Source organism: Sphingomonas sp. Leaf9 (genome assembly GCF_001421355.1).
Classification (GTDB): domain Bacteria; phylum Pseudomonadota; class Alphaproteobacteria; order Sphingomonadales; family Sphingomonadaceae; genus Sphingomonas.
The window spans coordinates 202,958-222,080 of sequence record NZ_LMKC01000003.1 but is presented as its reverse complement, the minus strand read 5'-3'; the positions used below and the strand labels follow the sequence as shown (position 1 = coordinate 222,080).

The following is a 19,123-nucleotide window of genomic DNA, read 5'->3' as shown; positions in this document are numbered from 1 at the left end:
ATGAGCAAACTCCACCTCGTCTTCGGCGGCCGCGTGGCCGATCCGCGCACGCTCGATTTCGCCGACCTGAAAGCGATCGATATCGTCGGCATCTTCGGCGATTATGCCAGCGCCGAAAAGGCATGGCGCGCCGCCGCCCAGCGGACGGTCGACGATGCCGAGATGAAATATGTGGTGGTGCATCTTCACCGCCTGCTGGAGCCGGAACTGCCGGCGGCTTAAGCCGCTGCCCGGCTCGTCCGTTTCGAGCCTGCCGGGAAGCAACCGTCGAGAACACCTCGCTTGGGGTGCCCATCTCTTGGCTGCGGTTCTCGATAGGCTCGAAGCGAACGGGTGAGGCCGCTGAAGGTGCAGCAAACTAAGCCGCCGTTTGTCGCCCCCAGCGCCACAGCAACAACGGCCGCAACAGCACCATGCCGGCAATGAACCCGCCGACATGCGCCGCGCCGGCGATCGGCATCTCGCTGCCCGCACTCGACCAAGCGATGAACAGGTTCAGCGCGGTCCAGAATATGCCTAGCCAGATCGCATGAACGACATGCGCGGGGATCGGCCCGATCGGCTTGGCCTTTGCCCCGCCGAACAACAGCGCATAGGCCCCGATCAACGCCGAGATCGCGCCGCTCGCCCCGATCATCGGCGCGGGCGAGGTCGGCCCGGCCAGCCACTGCGCCGCGATCGAAGCATAGGCTCCGACCAGCAACAGCACGATCACACCCCGTAGGCCGACCGCCCGCTGGGTCGGCGTCCCGACGATCGCCAGGCTCAGCAGGTTGAAGCCGAGATGCAGCCAACCATCATGGATGAACGCGGCGGTGATCGGCGTCAGCCACACCGGCACGAACGGCGCAAACCCTTCGATGGATGCGATGTTGCTGGTCAAACGCAACGGCACGAAGCCCGCCGCGATCGACGCGCTCCACACCCCGCCCGTCAGGATCAACCACGCGCTCACGCACGCGATCAATCCGCCGATCGTCAGGATCGCCGGTGACGAACGCTGTTCGAACATGGCGGTTTAGATAAACTCGATCTTCGAAATCTGGTAGTAGCGGTCACCCGACGGCACCGTCACCTCGACATCATCGTCGACCTTCCGCCCGATCAGCGCGCGGCCCATCGGCGAATTGTACGAGATACGGCCCGACTTCGCGTCCGCCTCGGTCTGGCCCACGATCTGGTACACGACCGTCTTGTCGTCTTCGTCGAGCAGGGTGACGGTCGCGCCGAACACTACCTTGTCGCCCGACAGGTCCTTCGGATCGATAACCTGCGCGCGCGACAGCTTGTCCTCGATATCGGCGATCGACGCCTCGATCTGGCCCTGCCGTTCCTTCGCCGCATGATATTCGGCGTTTTCCGACAGGTCGCCGTGCGCGCGTGCTTCCTCGATCGCGTCGATGATCTGCGGCCGTTCCACCTTCAACTGCTTGAGGTGCACCGTCAGGCGGTCATAGCCCTCCTGCAACATCGGCATCTTTTCGACCGTCGCCATCGCGCGCGCGTCCCTTTTTCTATCATTGCCCCCGCCACACGGACGGACCCGTCAAGGCCCGTCCGCGCGCAACTTTTCGCTGATGGGGATCAGTTGTGCGATTGCGAATAATAGGACTGGAGCGGCCGTACTTCAAGGGACCGGGCGCCCAGCGCCTGAATGGCCTGCGCCACCGCGACGCTGGCCGGGGCCGTCGTGAAATACGGCACCTTCTGCGATTGGGCCGAGGCGCGGATCGATTCCGAATCCTTCAGCGACTGCCACCCTTCGGTCGTGTTGAAGATCATCGCGATATCGCCGTCGAAGATCTTGTCGACGATGTGCGGACGGCCCTGCGCGACCTTGTTGACCCGTTCGACCGGCACGCCGTTTTCGGACAGGTAATCGGCAGTGCCGCTGGTGGCGACGATCCGGAAGCCCAGCTCGACCAGCAGCTGCACGCCCGGCAGGATCACCGGCTTGTCGCCATGCTTGACCGACACGAACACCGTACCGCTCTTGGGCAGGACGATGCTCGCGCCCATCTGTGCCTTGGCGAAGGCCGTGGCAAAATCGCTATCGATTCCCATGACTTCGCCGGTGGACTTCATCTCGGGCGAGAGAACCGGATCGACGCCGGGGAAGCGACCCCAAGGGAATACCGCTTCCTTGACGGCCACGTGATCGATGTTGCGGTCGATTACGGGCAGGTTGGCCAGCTTCTCGCCAGCCATCACTCGCGCCGCGATCTTGGCGACCGGCGTGCCGATCGCCTTGGCGACGAAGGGCACCGTGCGGCTGGCGCGCGGATTGACCTCGATCAGATAGACCTTGCCGTCCTTGACCGCGAACTGGATGTTCATCAGGCCCTTGACGCTCAGCGCCTTGGCCAGTGCCACTGTCTGCCGTTCGATCTCGACAATGACGTCCGCCGAGAGCGAGTAGGGCGGCATCGAGCAGGCGCTGTCGCCCGAATGGACGCCGGCTTCCTCGATATGCTGCAGCACGCCGGCTACGACCACGTCGTCGCCGTCGGCGATCGCATCAACATCGACCTCGATCGCGTCGCGCAGATATTGATCGATCAGCACCGGGCTGTCGCCAGACACCTGCACCGCGGTCTGGATATAGTCGTCCAGCTGCTGGAGCGAGTCGACGATCTCCATCGCGCGGCCACCCAGCACATAGCTTGGCCGCATCAGCACCGGATAGCCGATCCGCTCGGCGATCACCGCCGCTTCGTCGCGGCTGCGCGCAAGGCCATTGGCCGGCTGGAGCAGGCCGAGCGAATTGACCAGATCGGCGAAGCGCTCGCGATCCTCGGCCAGATCGATCGAATCCGGCGTGGTGCCGAGGATCGGGATACCGGCGGCTTCGAGTGCGCGGGCGAGGTTCAGCGGGGTCTGACCGCCGAACTGCACGATCACCCCGACCAGTTCACCCTTCTGCTGTTCGACATGCAGGATTTCCAGCACGTCCTCTGCGGTCAGCGGCTCGAAATACAGGCGATCCGACGTGTCGTAATCGGTGCTGACCGTCTCCGGGTTGCAGTTGACCATGATGGTTTCATAGCCGGCATCCGCCAGCGCGAAGCATGCGTGGCAGCAGCAATAATCGAACTCGATCCCCTGCCCGATCCGGTTCGGACCACCGCCGAGAATGACGATCTTCTTACGGTCCGACGGCTGGCTTTCGTCCTCCGGCTCGCCGAAGGTCGGCGCTTCGTAGGTCGAGTACATGTACGGCGTCTTCGCCTCGAACTCGGCGGCGCAGGTGTCGATGCGCTTGAAGACCGGCCGCACGCCCAATTTGTGGCGATGTTGGCGCACTTCGTCCTCGGTCACGCCACCGGTCATCATCTTGACGACCTCGTGGATCAGGCCCGAGCCGCGCTGGATACCGCGTTCCATGCCGCGCAAGTTGGCGGACTGCAGCGCCAGCCAAGCCAGGCGCTTGTCCGAGAAACCCATGGATTTCAGGCGACGCATGCCCGCCGCGTCCTGGGGCAAGCCGTTGGTGCAAACTTCGGTCTCGGCAGCGACGATTTCTGCCAAGCGCTCGAGGAACCACGGATCGTATTTGGCGATGGCGTGGACTTCGGCGACGGTGAAGCCTTCGCGCAGCGCCTGGGCCGCGACCAGCAACCGATCGGGGGTCGCGACGGCCAGCGCCGCCTCGATCTCCGCGCGGGGTGCGCCGACCAGCCGATCGACCTGATTGAAGCCCGACAGGCCGGTTTCGAGGCCGCGCAGTGCCTTCTGCATCGATTCGTGGATGTTGCGGCCGATCGCCATCACTTCACCGACCGACTTCATCGCGGTCGACAGCACCGCCTGCGACCCCTTGAACTTTTCGAAGGCGAAGCGCGGAATCTTGGTGACGACGTAATCGATCGTCGGTTCGAACGACGCCGGCGTCGCGCCGGTGATGTCGTTGGTGATCTCGTCCAGCGTGTAGCCGACGGCAAGCTTGGCGGCGACCTTCGCGATCGGGAAGCCGGTCGCCTTGGACGCCAGCGCCGAGGAGCGCGACACGCGCGGGTTCATCTCGATCACGATCAGGCGGCCGTCCTTCGGATTGACCGCGAACTGTACGTTCGAACCCCCTGTTTCGACGCCGATTTCCCGGAGTACCGCGATCGATGCATTGCGCATGATCTGGTATTCCTTGTCGGTCAGCGTCAGCGCCGGGGCGACGGTGATCGAGTCCCCGGTATGGACGCCCATCGGGTCGATATTCTCGATCGAACACACGATGATGGCATTGTCGGCGCGGTCGCGCACGACTTCCATTTCATATTCCTTCCAGCCGAGCAGCGATTCCTCGATCAGCACCTCGGTGGTCGGAGAGGCGTCGAGGCCTTCGCGGACAATCTTCAGGAACTCGTCGCGGTTGTAGGCGACGCCGCCGCCGGTGCCGCCCAGCGTGAACGACGGGCGGATGATCGCGGGCAGGCCGACATGCTCGAGACCAGCAAGCGCCTCCGCTTCGCTGTGCGCGATGTGGCTGCGCGCGGATTCGAGGCCGATCTTGTCCATCGCGACCTTGAACTTCTGGCGGTCCTCGGCCTTGTCGATCGCCTCGGCATCGGCGCCGATCATCGTCACGCCGAACTTTTCGAGCGTCCCGTCATTGGCCAGCGCGAGCGCGGTGTTCAGCGCCGTCTGTCCGCCCATCGTCGGGAGGACCGCATCGGGGCGCTCCTTCTCGATGATCTTGGCGACGATCGCGGGGGTGATCGGCTCGACATAGGTCGCGTCGGCCAGTTCCGGATCGGTCATGATCGTGGCGGGGTTGGAATTGACGAGGACGATACGATAGCCCTCCTCCTTCAACGCCTTGATCGCCTGCACGCCCGAATAATCGAACTCGCAAGCCTGGCCGATGACGATCGGCCCTGCGCCGATGACGAGGATGGACGAAATGTCGGTGCGTTTTGGCATTAGAAGTGGTCGTCCCCGAGAGCGACAAATTTGCGGAAAGCGGCTTCATCAAGGCGGATTGTCTGAGACAATTTCCCTGGAAACTCGCGCGATGCGCGACCGAATGTATCGATCTGTATCATCTTCTCACCATCACATTCGACTAAGCGAACGACAGCGGTCACCTCTTCCTGCGGCTTTGCGATACGCAGCGTGTCAGTTTCAAACTTACGAACGGTAGCCATCAGTTATTCCCGGCTACTGGTTCGCGCATCATGCCGACGAACCGCTCGAACAGATAAAAGCTATCCTGCGGACCCGGCGATGCCTCCGGGTGATACTGCACGCTGAACGCACGGCCACCGTCCGTTTCGATCCCGGCATTCGATCCGTCGAACAGCGACACGTGCGTTTCGCGGACGTTCCCCGGCAGGCTATCGCGTTCGACCGCGAAGCCGTGGTTCATGCTAGTGATCTCGACCGCGCCATCCGACAGGCGCTTGACCGGATGGTTCGCGCCGCGGTGGCCCTGGTGCATCTTGGTCGTCTTAGCGCCCAGCGCGAGGCCGAGCAGTTGGTGGCCGAGGCAGATGCCGAACAGCGGCTTGCCGGTGTCGAGCAGTTGGCGGATCACCGGCACCGCATATTCGCCCGTCGCGGCGGGATCGCCCGGCCCGTTCGACAGGAAGATGCCGTCGGGGTTCGCCGCCATCACCTCTTCATAGGTTGCGGTGGCTGGCAGCACGGTGACTTCGGCACCCGCGTGAACCAGGTTGCGGAAGATATTGCGCTTGCTGCCATAATCGATCGCCACGACATGCGGGCGGCGGGCATCGGCGGCAGGCTCGACACTTCCGGCCGCGGTGCTGTCGTCATAGCCCTTGCCCAGATGCCACGCCCCGCCGGCCCAGCCATAATGGGTTTCGCACGACACGGTCTTGGCAAGGTCCATGCCCTCCAGCCCCGGCCATGCCTGTGCCTGTGCCAGCAGCGTCGGAATGTCGAACTCGCCGGTCGCCGAATGGGCGATGACGCCGTTCGGCGCGCCGCCCTGCCGGATGCGACGGGTCAGCGCGCGGGTGTCGATGCCCGCTAGGCCGATGCGGTTGTGCCGCGCCATCCACGCATCCAGATGCTCGTTCGAACGGAAGCTCGACGGTGCGGTCACGTCCTCGCGCACGATCATGCCCAGCGCATGGGGGTCGTTCGCTTCCACATCGTCGACGTTGGTGCCGACATTGCCGATGTGCGGGAAGGTGAAGGTAATGACCTGCCCGGCGAAGGACGGATCGGTCATGATCTCCTGATAGCCGGTCATGGCAGTGTGGAAACACACTTCGCCGACCGCGGCGCCCTCTGCGCCGAAGCCACGGCCCCACAGCACGTCGCCATTGGCAAGGACGAGGACCCCGGTGGCTCCTTCGGGCATGGCGAATGGCTTGGCGTCGGCCATGATGGGCGGGCACTCCTGGGTAAATCTGATGATGTCGCTAAGCGGTGGCGGCTAGTCCCAACCCCGCGCCGCGTCAATCCTGTGATCGTATGACGAATGCGGCTAAGGGTGATCGCTTATCCAAACGAACGACATCGGAACCGCCATGATTCGCGACACCATCAAGGACGCGCTCGTCACCGCCATGAAGGGCGGGGACAAGGAAACGACCGCCACGATCCGCCTGATCCAGTCGTCGATCAAGAACCGCGATATCGAGGCACGCACCGGCAAGGCCCCCGACAGCGACGACGCGCTGGTGGTCGAAGTGCTGCAGAAAATGGTGAAGCAGCGTCGCGAATCGATCGAGATGTACGAGAAGGGCAACCGCCCCGAACTGGCCGCCGCCGAGGCGCGCGAAGTGACCGTCATTGAACGCTTCCTGCCCGCGCAGATGGACGATGCGCAGACGGCGGCGGCGATCGAGGCGATCAAGGCCGATCTGAATGCCGCCGGCATGAAGGACATGGGCCGGGTTATGGCCGAGCTGAAATCGCGCCACGGCAGCGAACTGGACATGAGCAAGGCGAGCGCGGCGGTGAAGGCGGCGCTGAGCTGAACGCAAACCCATTGCCGTACCCGTTCCGTTCGGGGCATATGGAGCCATGACCCTCTCGCCCCAGTTCCTTGACGAGTTGCGCACCCGCACGACGCTGTCGGCGCTGGTGGCGAAATCGGTGAAGCTCCAGCGCTCGGGCAACGAGTTCAAGGCGTGCTGCCCGTTCCATACCGAGAAGACGCCGAGCTTCTGGGTCAATGACGACAAGGGCTTCTACCATTGCTTCGGCTGCGGCGCGCATGGCGATGCCATCCGCTGGATGACCGACCAGCGTGGCCTGCCCTTCATCGACGCGGTGAAGGAACTGGTCGCGGCGGCGGGCATGGAGATGCCGGCACAGGACGCGCGTTCAGCCAAGGCGGCGGAACGGGCCAAGGGCCTGCACGAGCTGATGGCCGATGCGCAGGTCTGGTTTGCCGACCGGCTGGGCGACGAGGGCGGCATTGCCCGCGAGGCGCTGGCCAAGCGCGGGATCAAGCCGGAGACGGCGCGCGCGTTCGGTATGGGCTTTGCCCCCGATGCGCGCGGCCGGCTGAAGGCGGCGCTTGCGTCGTACGGCGATCCGATGCTGGTCGAATCGGGGATGCTGATCTCGGTCGAGGGCAAGGAACCGTACGACCGGTTCCGCGGCCGGCTGATGATCCCGATCCGCGATGCGCGCGGGCGGACGATCGCGTTCGGCGGGCGCATCCTGGGCGATGGCGAGCCGAAGTACCTGAACTCGCCGGAGACCCCGCTCTTCGACAAGGGGCGCACGCTCTACAATATCGACCGTGCGCAGGCCGCCGCGCGCAAGGCCAAGCGGGTGATCGCGGTCGAGGGCTATATGGACGTCATCGCGCTGGCGCAGGCCGGTTTCGATGAGGTCGTGGCGCCGCTTGGCACGGCGCTTACCGAGCATCAGCTCGAACGGCTGTGGCGGATGGCTGACGTGCCGATCCTGTGCTTCGACGGCGATGCGGCGGGGATCAAGGCGGCGCGGCGGGCGGCAGAACGCGCGCTGCCGCTGTTGCAGCCGGGCAAGAGCATTGCGATCGTTACCATTCCCGATGGCATGGACCCCGACGATCTGGTCCGCGCAGAGGGCGCGCAGGCGTTCGAGGACCTGCTCGCGCGGCGCGAATCGCTGTCCGATTTCCTGTGGCGGCTGGAACTGGCGACGCTGCCGCCCGGCGCGGGGCCGGACGAGCGCGCGGCGTTCGAGCATGAACTGGCGCGGCTGGCCGGCACGATCACCCATGAAGGCATTCGCCGCGAATATTTCCGGACCTTCAAGGATCAATTCTTTGCGCTGTTCGGCGCAAAGGACCGCCGCTTGCGGATCGTCGCCAACGACATGGCAGCGGCGGCCGAGGTCCAAAAGGTCGATATGGTCTTCGCCTTCCAGCGGGCAATCCTGATGGGGCTGATGCAGCATGTCGACGTGCTGAAGCGCCACTGCGAACTCGTCGCGCAACTGCCGATCGTGAACGGGCTGCTGCGGCGCTGGCGCGACCATCTCATCGACCTGGCCATTTACCGCAGCGACCTGACTGAAAGCCTGCTGACCGACACGATCGCCGCTGACCGGCAGCTGGTCGACATGGCGCGGCGGAACAAGGAAACCGATCTCGCCTTCAGCTTCTGGCTGCGCGATACCGAAGTGGAGACGGCCGAAACCGACCTGTTGCGGGTGATCCAAATCCTGGTCGACGAACAGGCGTGCCGCCGGGCGGAGAATGCGGCGGCCGAACGGTGCCGCCAGGATACGACCGAACGGACCTTCGCCGACTATCAACAGGCGCGATCCGACCACGCCGCCGTGCAGGCGCGCATCCGGAGCTGGATGGAGGAACTGGACGAGGCGGCTTGATCCCCTCGCCCTTGCCTCCCATATCGCCGTCGTACAATTACCGCGAATCTACCTCCGAACCGCTTCATTGCGCGCTCTTGGCTTGCAAAACGCGCGGTGCCGGACAAAGACGACGGGTAAAATAGCGCCAGCGCGGTTGTGCTGCGTGACATTTCTTGAGGGTTATTGATGGCCAAGGCGAATGGTGGCGGCGACGACACGATCGATACCGGCGACGCGCCGCTGATCGACCTGAACGAAGGGTCGATCAAGAAGCTGGTCGCCCGTGCGAAGAAGCGCGGCTACATCACCGTCGACCAGCTGAACGAGATGCTGCCGCAGGATCAGATGACCTCGGAGCAGATCGAGGACATCATGTCGGCGCTGAACGACATGGGCGTCAACGTCGTCGAGAACGAGGACGCGGGCGAGGACGGCGAAGGCGAGGAACGCGCCAAGCAGGAAGAGGACGGCGACGACGAAACGTCGACCGACCAGGACGATGCGTCCGCCGCGTTCGAACCGGTCAAGAAGAAGGAAACCGTCGACCGGACCGACGATCCGGTGCGCATGTACCTGCGCGAGATGGGCGCGGTCGAACTGCTCAGCCGCGAGGGCGAAATCGCCATCGCCAAGCGGATCGAGGCCGGTCGCGACACGATGATCTTCGGCCTGTGCGAATCACCGATCACGTTCAACGCGATCATCGGCTGGTCGACCGCGCTCAACGAAGGCACGATGCAGCTGCGCGAGATTCTCGATCTCGACGCGATGCTGTCGAAGGACCCGGCGCCGGAATCGCTGTCCGACGACGAGGACGCCGACGACAACGGCGAAATCTCGTCGAAGAACGCCGGCCCCTCCTTCAAGGAAGAGGAAGAGCCCGAGGAAGCATCGGCCGATGAGGACGAGGACGGCGAGCGCCGCACCCCGCGCCCGAGCGATGATGACGACGAGGACAACACCCTCAGCCTCGCGCAGATGGAAGAGCAGCTGAAGCCGCAGGCTTTAGAAAAGTTCGCCAACATCACCGCGATTTTCAAGAAATTCTCGAAGATGCAGTCGCAGCGTCTCGACGCGATGGCGGCGGGCGATGGCCTGAGCGCGGCGGAAGAGCGCAAGTACCAGAAGCTGCGCGAAGAACTGACCGCCGAGGTCGAGAGCGTCCAGTTCCACCAGGCCAAGATCGAATATCTGGTCGATCAGCTCTATGCCTATAACCGTCGCCTGACGGCACTGGGCGGGCAGATGCTGCGGCTGGCCGAGCGTCACAAGGTGCCGCGCAAGGCATTCCTCGACAGCTATGTCGACCATGAGCTGGACGAACAGTGGCTGACGTCGGTCGCGACGATCGACAAGAAGTGGAAGGCGTTCGCCGAGAACGAAGGCGCCGCCGTCGACCGCATCCGCACTGAAATCGCGGAGATCGCGCAGCAGACCGGCATGGCGCTGGGCGAATTCCGCCGCATCGTCAACATGGTGCAGAAGGGCGAGCGCGAGGCGCGGATCGCGAAGAAGGAAATGGTCGAGGCGAACCTGCGCCTCGTGATTTCCATCGCCAAGAAGTACACCAATCGCGGCCTGCAGTTCCTCGACCTCATCCAGGAGGGGAATATCGGGCTGATGAAGGCGGTCGATAAGTTCGAATATCGCCGCGGGTACAAGTTCTCGACCTACGCGACGTGGTGGATTCGGCAGGCGATCACCCGCTCGATCGCGGATCAGGCGCGGACGATCCGCATCCCGGTCCATATGATCGAGACGATCAACAAGCTGGTGCGCACCAGCCGCCAGTTCCTGCACGAACAGGGCCGCGAACCAACGCCGGAGGAGATGGCCGAACGACTGTCGATGCCGCTCGAAAAGGTTCGCAAGGTGATGAAGATCGCCAAGGAGCCGATCTCCCTCGAAACGCCGATCGGCGACGAGGAGGATTCGCATCTCGGCGATTTCATCGAGGACAAGAACGCGATCATCCCGGTCGATGCCGCGATCCAGGCGAACCTGAAGGAAACAGTCACCCGCGTCCTCGCGTCGCTGACCCCGCGCGAAGAGCGTGTGCTGCGCATGCGCTTCGGCATCGGCATGAACACCGACCATACGCTGGAAGAAGTCGGCCAGCAGTTCAGCGTGACCCGCGAACGCATCCGGCAGATCGAGGCGAAGGCACTCAGGAAGCTCAAGCATCCGAGCCGCAGTCGCAAGATGCGCTCCTTCCTCGACCAGTAAAATCCCCGCCCCGGCCCTTGTCAAAGCGCCGGGGCGGTTCGTTTCGGGGCAGTTCCGAACCTCGACTTGCGCGCGACATAGCGGTTAAAAACCCGGCAACCGTGTTCCTACGCGCTTGGGTTATCTATTGTCGCCATAACCCGTTCCCGTGAAGTCATGGGAGCCGGCGGTTGATAGTGGCGATTGCAAACAGGGATGGTTGCGACACGGCGGAACGTCTGTCGCGGATCGTTCTCGCCGATGGCAGTGCCGGGCATGTCGCCCCCGACCTGCTGTCGCGTGGCGACGCCCTGTTGCGTGATGTGGCCGATGCGCTGCATCAGCTCTGTTCGCTGCACGGGCGGCATCCGGGTGTCGTCGACCATGCGGCCGGGTCGGAGCTGCATCCTTCCGCCGCGCCGTGGCTGGCGCAGGCAGCGGCGGGGTTTGCCGAGGAACGCGCCTATCTGATCCGGGTATCCGCCGCCGTCGGCCCGCCGCCGGGTACGCCCGGACAGGCCGCCGCCGAAGCCGCGCTGGCGGCGCAACGGCATGCGATCGACCTGCTCGCGCGATCGGTGCGACCCGGCTGTGCGCTGGGCGCGGCAATCGCCGTGACGCTCGACTGGCCGGAGATCCGCCGCCCGCTGGACGCCGCTGCGATCCGGATGGGGCTGGAGACGATGCCGGTCACCCTGCCCTCGACCGCACAGACGCTGCGCCTGATCGACACGGTGACTGCGGAGGCGCCGGTCGAACGCGCCATGACCTTTGGCCTGCAACAGCTGCTGGCCCAGCATCGCGGGCTGTGGGACCTGTTGGTCGCACGGGCGGAAAGCCGCGGGTAGCGCACGCCCGCATCCCCGCCTATCGTCGCGGCCATGACGATACCGCCGATGCGCTTCGAGGGAACCGAGGGTTATGTCGCGACCGACGATCTGAAGGTCGCGGTGAACGCGGCGGTGACGCTGCGCCGCCCGCTGCTGGTGAAGGGCGAGCCTGGTACCGGCAAGACCGTGCTGGCGCAGGAAATCGCGCGCGCGGTCGGTGCGCCGCTGATCGAATGGAACGTCAAGTCGACCACCCGTGCGCAGCAGGGGCTGTATGAATATGACGCGGTGGCGCGGCTGCGCGACGGGCAGCTGGGCGATCCGCGCGTCCACGACATCGCCAACTATATCCGCCGGGGGAAATTGTGGGAGGCGTTTACCAGCCCCACCCTGCCGGTGCTGCTGATCGATGAGGTCGACAAGGCCGATATCGAATTTCCCAACGACCTGCTCCACGAACTCGATCGCATGGCGTTCGACGTCTACGAAACCGGCGAGCGGGTGACCGCGCGCGAACGGCCGATCGTGGTCATCACGTCGAACAACGAAAAGGAACTGCCCGACGCGTTCCTGCGCCGGTGTTTCTTCCACTATATCCGCTTCCCCGATCGCCCGACGATGCAGGCGATCCTCGACGTGCATTTTCCGGGTATCCAGACGCTGCTGGTCAACCGCGCGCTCGACCTGTTCTTCGCGGTGCGCGACACGCCGGGGTTGAAGAAGAAGCCGTCGACCAGCGAACTGATCGACTGGCTGAAGCTGCTGCTGCACGACGACATGCCGCTGGAGGTGCTGGCGTCGCACGATCCGGCAAAGGCGATTCCCCCGCTGCACGGCGCGCTGCTCAAGAACGAGGCGGATGTCATGCTGTTCGAACGGCTCGCCTTCCTTCATCGGCGCAAGGGCGGCTGACTGCGACCGGTCGTGGCGACGTAGCGGTGGGCCGTGACGGAAGGGTTTCGTTAACCATGATCGCCAACCGATTGGCGACCATCGCTCGCCCACAATCGTACCCATGTTCGGTTCGCTTTTCCGGGGCCTCCTGCTCCTCGTCTTCGCCGGTGCCGCCAGCTTCCCGCTCGAGGCGCGATCGCTGCTCGATTATGTCGGGCAGTGCGTGCCGTTCGCGCGCGCCGCGTCGGGGGTGGAAATCTATGGCGATGCATGGACCTGGTGGGATCAGGCGCAGGGTCGTTATCCCCGCGGCCACACGCCCCGCGTCGGTGCCGTGCTGACCTTTGAAAAGACATCGCGCCTGCCGCTCGGCCACGTCCTCGTCATCAGCCGGGTCGTCGAACCGCGCGTGGCGATGGTCACGCACGCCAACTGGTCGCGGATCAACGGCGTGCGCGGCGGCGTGGAGCAGGACGTCACCGTGTTCGACGTGTCGGCCAAGGGCGACTGGACCAAGGTGAAGGTGTGGTATCGCGATTCGCAGGGGTTGGGCAGTTCGGTCTATCCGACGCACGGCTTTATCTATGGCCCGCGCCCCGCGACCGAATTGAGCAGCGCAGCGCCGGACTATGTCGGGTCGCTGATCGACGCCTACGCCCGTTGAGAGCGTGACGGCCGTCGGATTTGTCGGGTAGACCCGCGCCCATGGGGATGGGCATGCAGCGGGAACATTGGCTTTGGATCGCCGGCATCACGCTGGCGGGGCTGGTGCTGCGGTGCCTGGCCGCGCGGGGCGGATTGTGGCTCGATGAGGCATGGTCGGCGATCTTTGCGCAGGAGGTGACGACACCCGCCGGGGTGCTGTTCCAGATCAATCACGACAACAACCACCATCTGAACACGCTCTGGCTCCAACTGGTCGGGCCGGCCGCGCCGCCGATGCTGCAGCGCGCGCTGTCGATCGTCAGCGGCACATCGACGATCGTCATCGCCGCACGGATCGCAGCACGGCGCGGGCCAGCGCCGGCGGTCGTTGCGGCCGTCGCCTTCTGCGTTGCGCCATTCCTGCTGACCTATGGTGCCGAAGCGCGCGGCTATGCCCCGATGCTGCTCGCCTGGGTCTGGGCGATCGACGTCGCCGATCGCTGGCTGGCCGATCCTGCCCACCCCCGGCCCACGACGGCGCTCGCCATCGCTGCGCTACTGGGGTGTCTGGCGCAGGCGACGATGCTGTTCGGCCTGTTCCTATTGGGATTGTGGGTCGTGCTGGAACGGTGCTGGGACGCCGGCTGGCGACAGGGCCTGCGCGATACCGTCGTCTTGCTGGCTCCCGCCGCTGCCGTCTCGCTTCTGCTGATTGCGACCGCCTGGTTCGCGGCGTCGGCCGGGGGCACCGGCTTCCACCTGGGCAACCGCGAACCGCATGACTGGGGCAAATGGTTCGATGCGATGGGCCAGTTGATCGGCGGCACGATCGGTCCGGCCGTCGTTCTGGTGCTCCTAGCCTATCTGGCGCGGGACGTATGCGACCGACTGAAGACGCTGGCGGCCATCGCCTGGGCATTTCCGCTGCTGGTGGCGCTGCTCGCACTCCCGAACAGCGGGGCCGCACGCTATTATATCGTCATCGTGCCGCCGCTGCTGCTGTTCGCGGCGATCACCCTGCCGGCGGCATGGCACCGGCACCGGTCGGTCGACCGATGGCTGGCCGGCGGGATCGTACTCGCGTTTCTGGTGCAGGCGGGGTTTGCCGATAGCGTGATGGTCCGCAATCTACGCGGCGACCCCGGCCGGGCAATCGCGACGCTCAGCAGGGTCGCGCCGCGCGGCGCCACCGTGTCGGTCGACTATGACCGGTCGAGCGCGATCCTGATCGCGGCGGCATGGTCGCAACAGTATCCGCTCACGCTCGCCGCCAGCCCCTGCCCGCCCGCGCATTTTCATTTCGTCGAGCGCGATGGCGACGCGGCCTTTCCCGGCAGCCCCGGCTGGTACGGCCGCGCCTATCGCGAGATCGCGCGGGGTGATCCGGCGGGGCTGTCGGGTACGCACTGGCGCCTGTACGCGGCGATGCGGTAAACAGCCGCGATGTTCCATTCGTTCGTCGAAGCGCTGCGCCGGGCCGGCCTGTCGGTCGGCATCCGCGAGCATCTCGTCCTGATCGACGCGATCGATCGCGGCGTCATCGAACCGACGCTCGACGCCTTCTACCACCTCGCCCGGACGACGTTCGTGAAGGACGAGGGCGTAGTCGACCGGTTCGACCGGGTGTTCGGCGAGGTCTTTGGAGGGATTGCCGCGCCGGCCGGGGTCGATCCGGTGGCGATCCCCGCCGACTGGCTGCGCGCCATCGCCGAACGCTATCTGACGCCCGAACAGATGGCGGCGATCGACCCGACCGGCGACTGGGACGCGCTGATGGAGACGCTGCGCCAGCGGCTGGCCGAGCAGGACGAGGCGCATCATGGCGGATCGAAATGGATCGGCACCGGCGGCACCAGCCCGTTCGGCCATGGCGGCTACAACTCCGAAGGCATCCGCATCGGCGGGCAGAGCCGGCACAACCGTGCGGTAAAAGTCTGGGAACAGCGCGAATTTCGCAATCTCGATCACGACCGTGAGCTGGGCACCCGCAACCTGAAGATCGCGCTGCGTCGCCTGCGCCGGTTCGCCCGCGAAGGCAGCGCCGACGAACTCGACCTCGACGCGACGATTGCCGACACCGCCCGGCGCGGCTGGCTGGACGTCGCGATGCGACCGGCGCGGCGCAATGCGGTGAAGCTGCTGCTGTTCCTCGACGTCGGCGGGTCGATGAACCCGTTCATCGAACAGGTGGAGGAACTGTTCTCGGCCGCCACCGCCGAGTTTCGCCACCTCGAATTCTTCTATTTCCACAACTGCATCTACGAAGGGGTCTGGCGCGACAATCGCCGCCGCTTTGCCGAGCGGTTATCGACCGCCGACCTGCTGCGGACCTATGGCCCCGACTACCGCCTGGTCGTGGTCGGCGATGCGGCGATGAGTCCGTATGAAATCGTCCATCCCGGCGGCTCGGTCGAACATCATAACGACGAAGCCGGCACCGTCTGGCTGCAACGGCTGACCGCGCACTGGCGGGCGGCGGCGTGGATCAATCCGGCCCCGCAGGCGCAGTGGGACTGGACCCATTCGACCCGCCTGATCCGCGACCTGTTCGCCGACCGGATGTATCCGCTGACGCTCGACGGACTGGAAGCGGCGATGCGCGAATTGTCGCGCCACCGATAGTCAGAAGCGGTCGACCGCGCGGTGCAGGCGGCGCAGCGTCGCCGCATCGCCGACCGGGGCCAAAGCCGCCTCCGCGGCCAGCGTCATCAGCCGAACCGCGCCGAAGCTGGCAGCCAGCCCTTTCAGGCGGAATGCCGCCCCGGCCCATTGCTCGCCGGTTGCACTTTCCATGGTGGTGAGGACCCGCCGGGCGCTGTCGATGAACGCCCCGCGCAGTTCGGCGATCAGTAGCGGTTCGTCGCCGACCGCCGCCGCCAGTGTCGCATCGATCGCACCGGGATCATAAGCCATGGAATCGGGATAGCGCGAACGGGGTTAATGGATCGTTACCCCGCTGTCGCTGTCCATCCGATCGTGATAGACCCCCGGCCATGAACGGGGGTTCGATCACCGGGCTGCATCAGCATCGCCACGACGCCGACGACGGGTTCACGGTGCGGGACACCGTGACCGACGACACGCAACACTGGCTGGCGGAGGCCTTTCCGGAGGCCGAACCGATCCGCCGCAACTGGATAGGACCCGGCCTTGCCGGGCTGGCGGTGGCCGCATGGATCGGCGGCATGCTCGCGTGGAGCGCCCCCTCCCTTCCCGCGCTCGGCCCCGTCGGCATCACCTCCTTCATCGCTGCATTGTGCGTGCCGCCGATGTTGATCGGCATCGCGTGGCTATTGCTGCGCCGGAACAGCCGGAGCGAAGCGCGACGTTTCGCCGCCACCGCGCAATCGATGCGGGCCGAAGCGTTCGCGCTGGAACAGGTTCTCGAATCGGTGCGGCGGACGCTTGCCGAATCGCGCACCGAAGTCGTCGAGCAAAGCGCGGCGCTGATGATGCTGGGCGATGCCGCGACCGACCGGCTCCGCGGGATCAGCGCCGACATGCGCGAACAGATCGCTGCCATCGGCGAAACCGCCGCGACGCTTGACCGGATGAGCCTGACTACCGAACAACGGCTGTCGACGGTCCTCGCCACCCTGCCGCGCGCCCATGCCGAAACGGCGGAGATGGCTGCGCTCCTCGATGCGACCGGCCTGACCGCCAGCGAGCGCGTTGCGGCGCTCGACGCGCAGCTGGCCGGGGTCGCGCAACGCTCGCGCGAGGCCGACGACCTCGCCAGCGGCGCAGCGCAGCGGCTGGCGGCGCATATGCAGCGGATGGAGGCGACCAGCGAGAGCGCGGGCGTACGTCTGGAAAGCGTCATCGGCACCATGTCGGGCGCGATCGACGCGGTCCTCGACCGCGCCGCCGCCGCGATCGACGAATCGCGCAAGGCGATCACCGCGCAGGGTGACGCCACCATCGCGATGATCGAGGCGAACGGCTCCGCGATCGAGCGCGCCGGGCGCGAGGGTGCGGAACTGCTCGCCACGCGCGTCGCCCAGATCGACGGATCGATCCGCAGCCTGGCCGGGCAGCTCGACGACCGCCGCCGCGATAGCGAGGCGCTGCTGACCCTGCTCAACGACGGCCTGTCGGGCGTCGATGAACGGTTCGACCGGTTGCGCACCACCGGCGTCGAACGGGCGCAGGCAGTGGCCGGATCGGTCGGCGCGCTGACCCAGGTCGCCGACGCACTGGCCGAGGCGCTGGCCAATGGCGACGACACTGCCCGCCGGGTCATCGCGACCGCCGAAGAGGTCCTGACCGCGCTCGATTCCGCCGCCCGCGAGATGGACGAAACGCTGCCGGGCGCGCTCGACCGGCTCGACGCCCGCATCGCCGACAGCCGCGCCGTGGTTGCCCGGTCGAAGCCCGAATTGCTGGCACTCGTCACCGCTGCCGAAAGCACCCACGACGCGATCGAAGCGATTGCCGGGGTCGTGGCGATGCAGCGCGATACGCTGTCGACCGTGCAACAGTCGCTGCTCGACACGCTCGATCGCGGCGCGGAGCGGATCGAGGGCGTGCGTACGATCGTCGACGATACGATCGCCACCACCGTCCGCTTCGCCGAAGACGCCGCGCCGCGCCTGTCCGAAGCGATGCTGCGCATCCGCGATACCGCCGAAGCCGCCAGCCAGCAGGCGCGCGACACGCTGGCCAAGGTGCTGCCCGACGCCGCCCGCGATCTGGAGACGCAGGGCGCCCGCGCGCTCGCCAATGCGGTCGACAATGCGGTGACGTCGCAGGTCGCGGAATTGTCGACGATCGCGAACCACGCCGTGGCCTCGGCAATCGAGGCATCGGAGCGTCTGTCGCGCCAGATGCTGGACATCGCCGATACCAGCAAGCTGCTGGAAGACCGGATGGCCGCCGCGCGGGCCGAGCGCGAAGCAGCGGACAGCGACCAGTTTTCACGCCGGGTGTCCCTGCTGATCGAGGCGATGAATTCGGCCGCGATCGACATCGCCCGCTCGCTGTCGACCGACGTGTCGGACACCGCCTGGGCCGCCTATCTAAAGGGTGATCGTGGCGTCTTTACCCGCCGTGCCGTTCGGCTGATCGACGGCGCGCAGGCACGCGACATCGCGCTGCTGTACGATCAGGCCGACGGCTTCCGCGATCAGGTGAACCGCTACATCCATGATTTCGAAGCGATGCTGCGCCACATCCTGACGCTGCGCGACGGATCACCGATGGGGGTCACGCTGCTGTCGTCGGACATGGGCAAGCTGTACGTCGTGCTCGCCCAGGCGATCGAGCGGCTGCGTAGCTGAGACGGCTACGGGACAGCATGCTGCCGTTGCACGACGTTGCAACGGCTATTCTCTATAACGCGTCTGACTGCTCTCTGACGACAGCGCGGACCTGCCCGGCACTGATCCGTGGCAGGTCGTGCGTTCCGGTCTGCGTCCGTCGACGCTGATGAAAACGGCGCATTTCCAGTTATGCTGGGGATTTGTCCGCCATCTCCACGATCTCGTCACAACGATGATCGACCGGCTTCAGCGATAGAAGTCGAGCATGTCGGCGGTCACCCACCCGAACACGAAGTTCAGATAAAACAGCGCGAACAGCACGGTCGCGACGATCGTCGTCCGCCATGCCATCCGGCCGAAGCGGAACCCGGCGGGTGCGCTGTCGGCCTGTCCCGGAACCGGGGGTTCGCCCGCCTCATGCGTCGTGCGAACCCCGAACGGCAGGACCAGGAACATGGCGAACACCCAGAAGAGCAGGTAGATCGCCAGCGCCGACTGCCACGCCAT

General features: G+C 65.6%; 17 protein-coding genes. 10 read left to right on the top strand and 7 right to left on the bottom strand.

Annotated features, from left to right (window positions below; all coding sequences use genetic code 11):
- Complete coding sequence (locus ASE58_RS08950; RefSeq protein ID WP_055755956.1) at nucleotides 1-222, top strand: DUF4170 domain-containing protein; 222 nt, start codon at nucleotides 1-3, stop codon at nucleotides 220-222.
- 136 nt (nucleotides 223-358) lie between these two features.
- Here the strand turns inward: ASE58_RS08950 and ASE58_RS08945 are convergent, their stop codons facing one another.
- From ASE58_RS08945 to carA, 5 genes are all read right to left on the bottom strand, one after another.
- Complete coding sequence (locus ASE58_RS08945) at nucleotides 359-1,012, bottom strand: rhomboid family intramembrane serine protease (RefSeq protein WP_055755955.1); 654 nt, start codon at nucleotides 1,010-1,012, stop codon at nucleotides 359-361.
- Between the two features lie 6 nt (nucleotides 1,013-1,018).
- A complete protein-coding gene (gene greA / locus ASE58_RS08940; protein ID WP_055755953.1) occupies nucleotides 1,019-1,495 on the bottom strand; it encodes a transcription elongation factor GreA in 477 nt (158 codons plus the stop codon).
- An 89-nt stretch (nucleotides 1,496-1,584) separates the two neighbouring features.
- Complete coding sequence (carB, locus tag ASE58_RS08935; RefSeq protein ID WP_055820139.1) at nucleotides 1,585-4,917, bottom strand: carbamoyl-phosphate synthase large subunit; 3,333 nt, start codon at nucleotides 4,915-4,917, stop codon at nucleotides 1,585-1,587.
- A complete protein-coding gene (locus ASE58_RS08930; RefSeq protein ID WP_055755949.1) occupies nucleotides 4,917-5,141 on the bottom strand; it encodes a hypothetical protein in 225 nt (74 codons plus the stop codon). The genes carB and ASE58_RS08930 overlap by 1 nt, the downstream gene beginning before the upstream one ends.
- Nucleotides 5,141-6,349, bottom strand: coding sequence for a glutamine-hydrolyzing carbamoyl-phosphate synthase small subunit (gene carA, locus ASE58_RS08925; RefSeq protein WP_055820136.1), 1,209 nt, complete (start codon nucleotides 6,347-6,349; stop codon nucleotides 5,141-5,143). Before carA ends, ASE58_RS08930 begins: the two co-directional genes overlap by 1 nt.
- 145 nt (nucleotides 6,350-6,494) lie before the next feature.
- Here carA and ASE58_RS08920 point away from each other — a divergent pair, with 145 nt between their 5' ends.
- From ASE58_RS08920 to ASE58_RS08885, 8 genes are all read left to right on the top strand, one after another.
- Entirely contained in the window at nucleotides 6,495-6,947 is a 453-nt protein-coding gene (locus ASE58_RS08920) for a GatB/YqeY domain-containing protein (protein WP_055820133.1), read from the top strand.
- Between the two features lie 46 nt (nucleotides 6,948-6,993).
- Complete coding sequence (dnaG, locus tag ASE58_RS08915) at nucleotides 6,994-8,799, top strand: DNA primase (protein ID WP_055820128.1); 1,806 nt, start codon at nucleotides 6,994-6,996, stop codon at nucleotides 8,797-8,799.
- Between the two features lie 168 nt (nucleotides 8,800-8,967).
- Complete coding sequence (gene rpoD, locus ASE58_RS08910) at nucleotides 8,968-11,007, top strand: RNA polymerase sigma factor RpoD (protein WP_055755942.1); 2,040 nt, start codon at nucleotides 8,968-8,970, stop codon at nucleotides 11,005-11,007.
- 176 nt (nucleotides 11,008-11,183) lie between these two features.
- Nucleotides 11,184-11,834, top strand: coding sequence for a DUF6975 family protein (locus tag ASE58_RS08905; RefSeq protein ID WP_235513548.1), 651 nt, complete (start codon nucleotides 11,184-11,186; stop codon nucleotides 11,832-11,834).
- Between the two features lie 48 nt (nucleotides 11,835-11,882).
- A complete protein-coding gene (locus ASE58_RS08900; protein WP_055820123.1) occupies nucleotides 11,883-12,728 on the top strand; it encodes an AAA family ATPase in 846 nt (281 codons plus the stop codon).
- 103 nt (nucleotides 12,729-12,831) lie between these two features.
- A complete protein-coding gene (locus ASE58_RS08895) occupies nucleotides 12,832-13,374 on the top strand; it encodes a CHAP domain-containing protein (RefSeq protein WP_055755936.1) in 543 nt (180 codons plus the stop codon).
- 53 nt (nucleotides 13,375-13,427) lie between these two features.
- A complete protein-coding gene (locus tag ASE58_RS08890; RefSeq protein WP_156347678.1) occupies nucleotides 13,428-14,789 on the top strand; it encodes a hypothetical protein in 1,362 nt (453 codons plus the stop codon).
- Nucleotides 14,790-14,798: 9 nt separating this feature from the next.
- Nucleotides 14,799-15,977, top strand: a complete 1,179-nt coding sequence (locus ASE58_RS08885) for a vWA domain-containing protein (protein WP_055820118.1) — start codon at nucleotides 14,799-14,801, stop codon at nucleotides 15,975-15,977.
- Here the strand turns inward: ASE58_RS08885 and ASE58_RS08880 are convergent, their stop codons facing one another.
- On the bottom strand, nucleotides 15,978-16,268 hold the full coding sequence (locus tag ASE58_RS08880) for an Hpt domain-containing protein (protein WP_055755929.1): 291 nt from the start codon (nucleotides 16,266-16,268) through the stop codon (nucleotides 15,978-15,980).
- A gap of 80 nt (nucleotides 16,269-16,348) precedes the next feature.
- Between ASE58_RS08880 and ASE58_RS08875 the strand changes: the two genes are divergently transcribed.
- The gene (locus tag ASE58_RS08875; RefSeq protein ID WP_055820115.1) at nucleotides 16,349-18,634 is read left to right on the top strand and encodes a hypothetical protein; all 2,286 of its coding nucleotides are present in this window, start codon (nucleotides 16,349-16,351) and stop codon (nucleotides 18,632-18,634) included.
- Between the two features lie 228 nt (nucleotides 18,635-18,862).
- On the opposite strand, the gene ASE58_RS08870 is transcribed toward ASE58_RS08875, so the two are convergent.
- On the bottom strand, nucleotides 18,863-19,123 hold the full coding sequence (locus ASE58_RS08870; protein WP_055755926.1) for a DUF1467 family protein: 261 nt from the start codon (nucleotides 19,121-19,123) through the stop codon (nucleotides 18,863-18,865).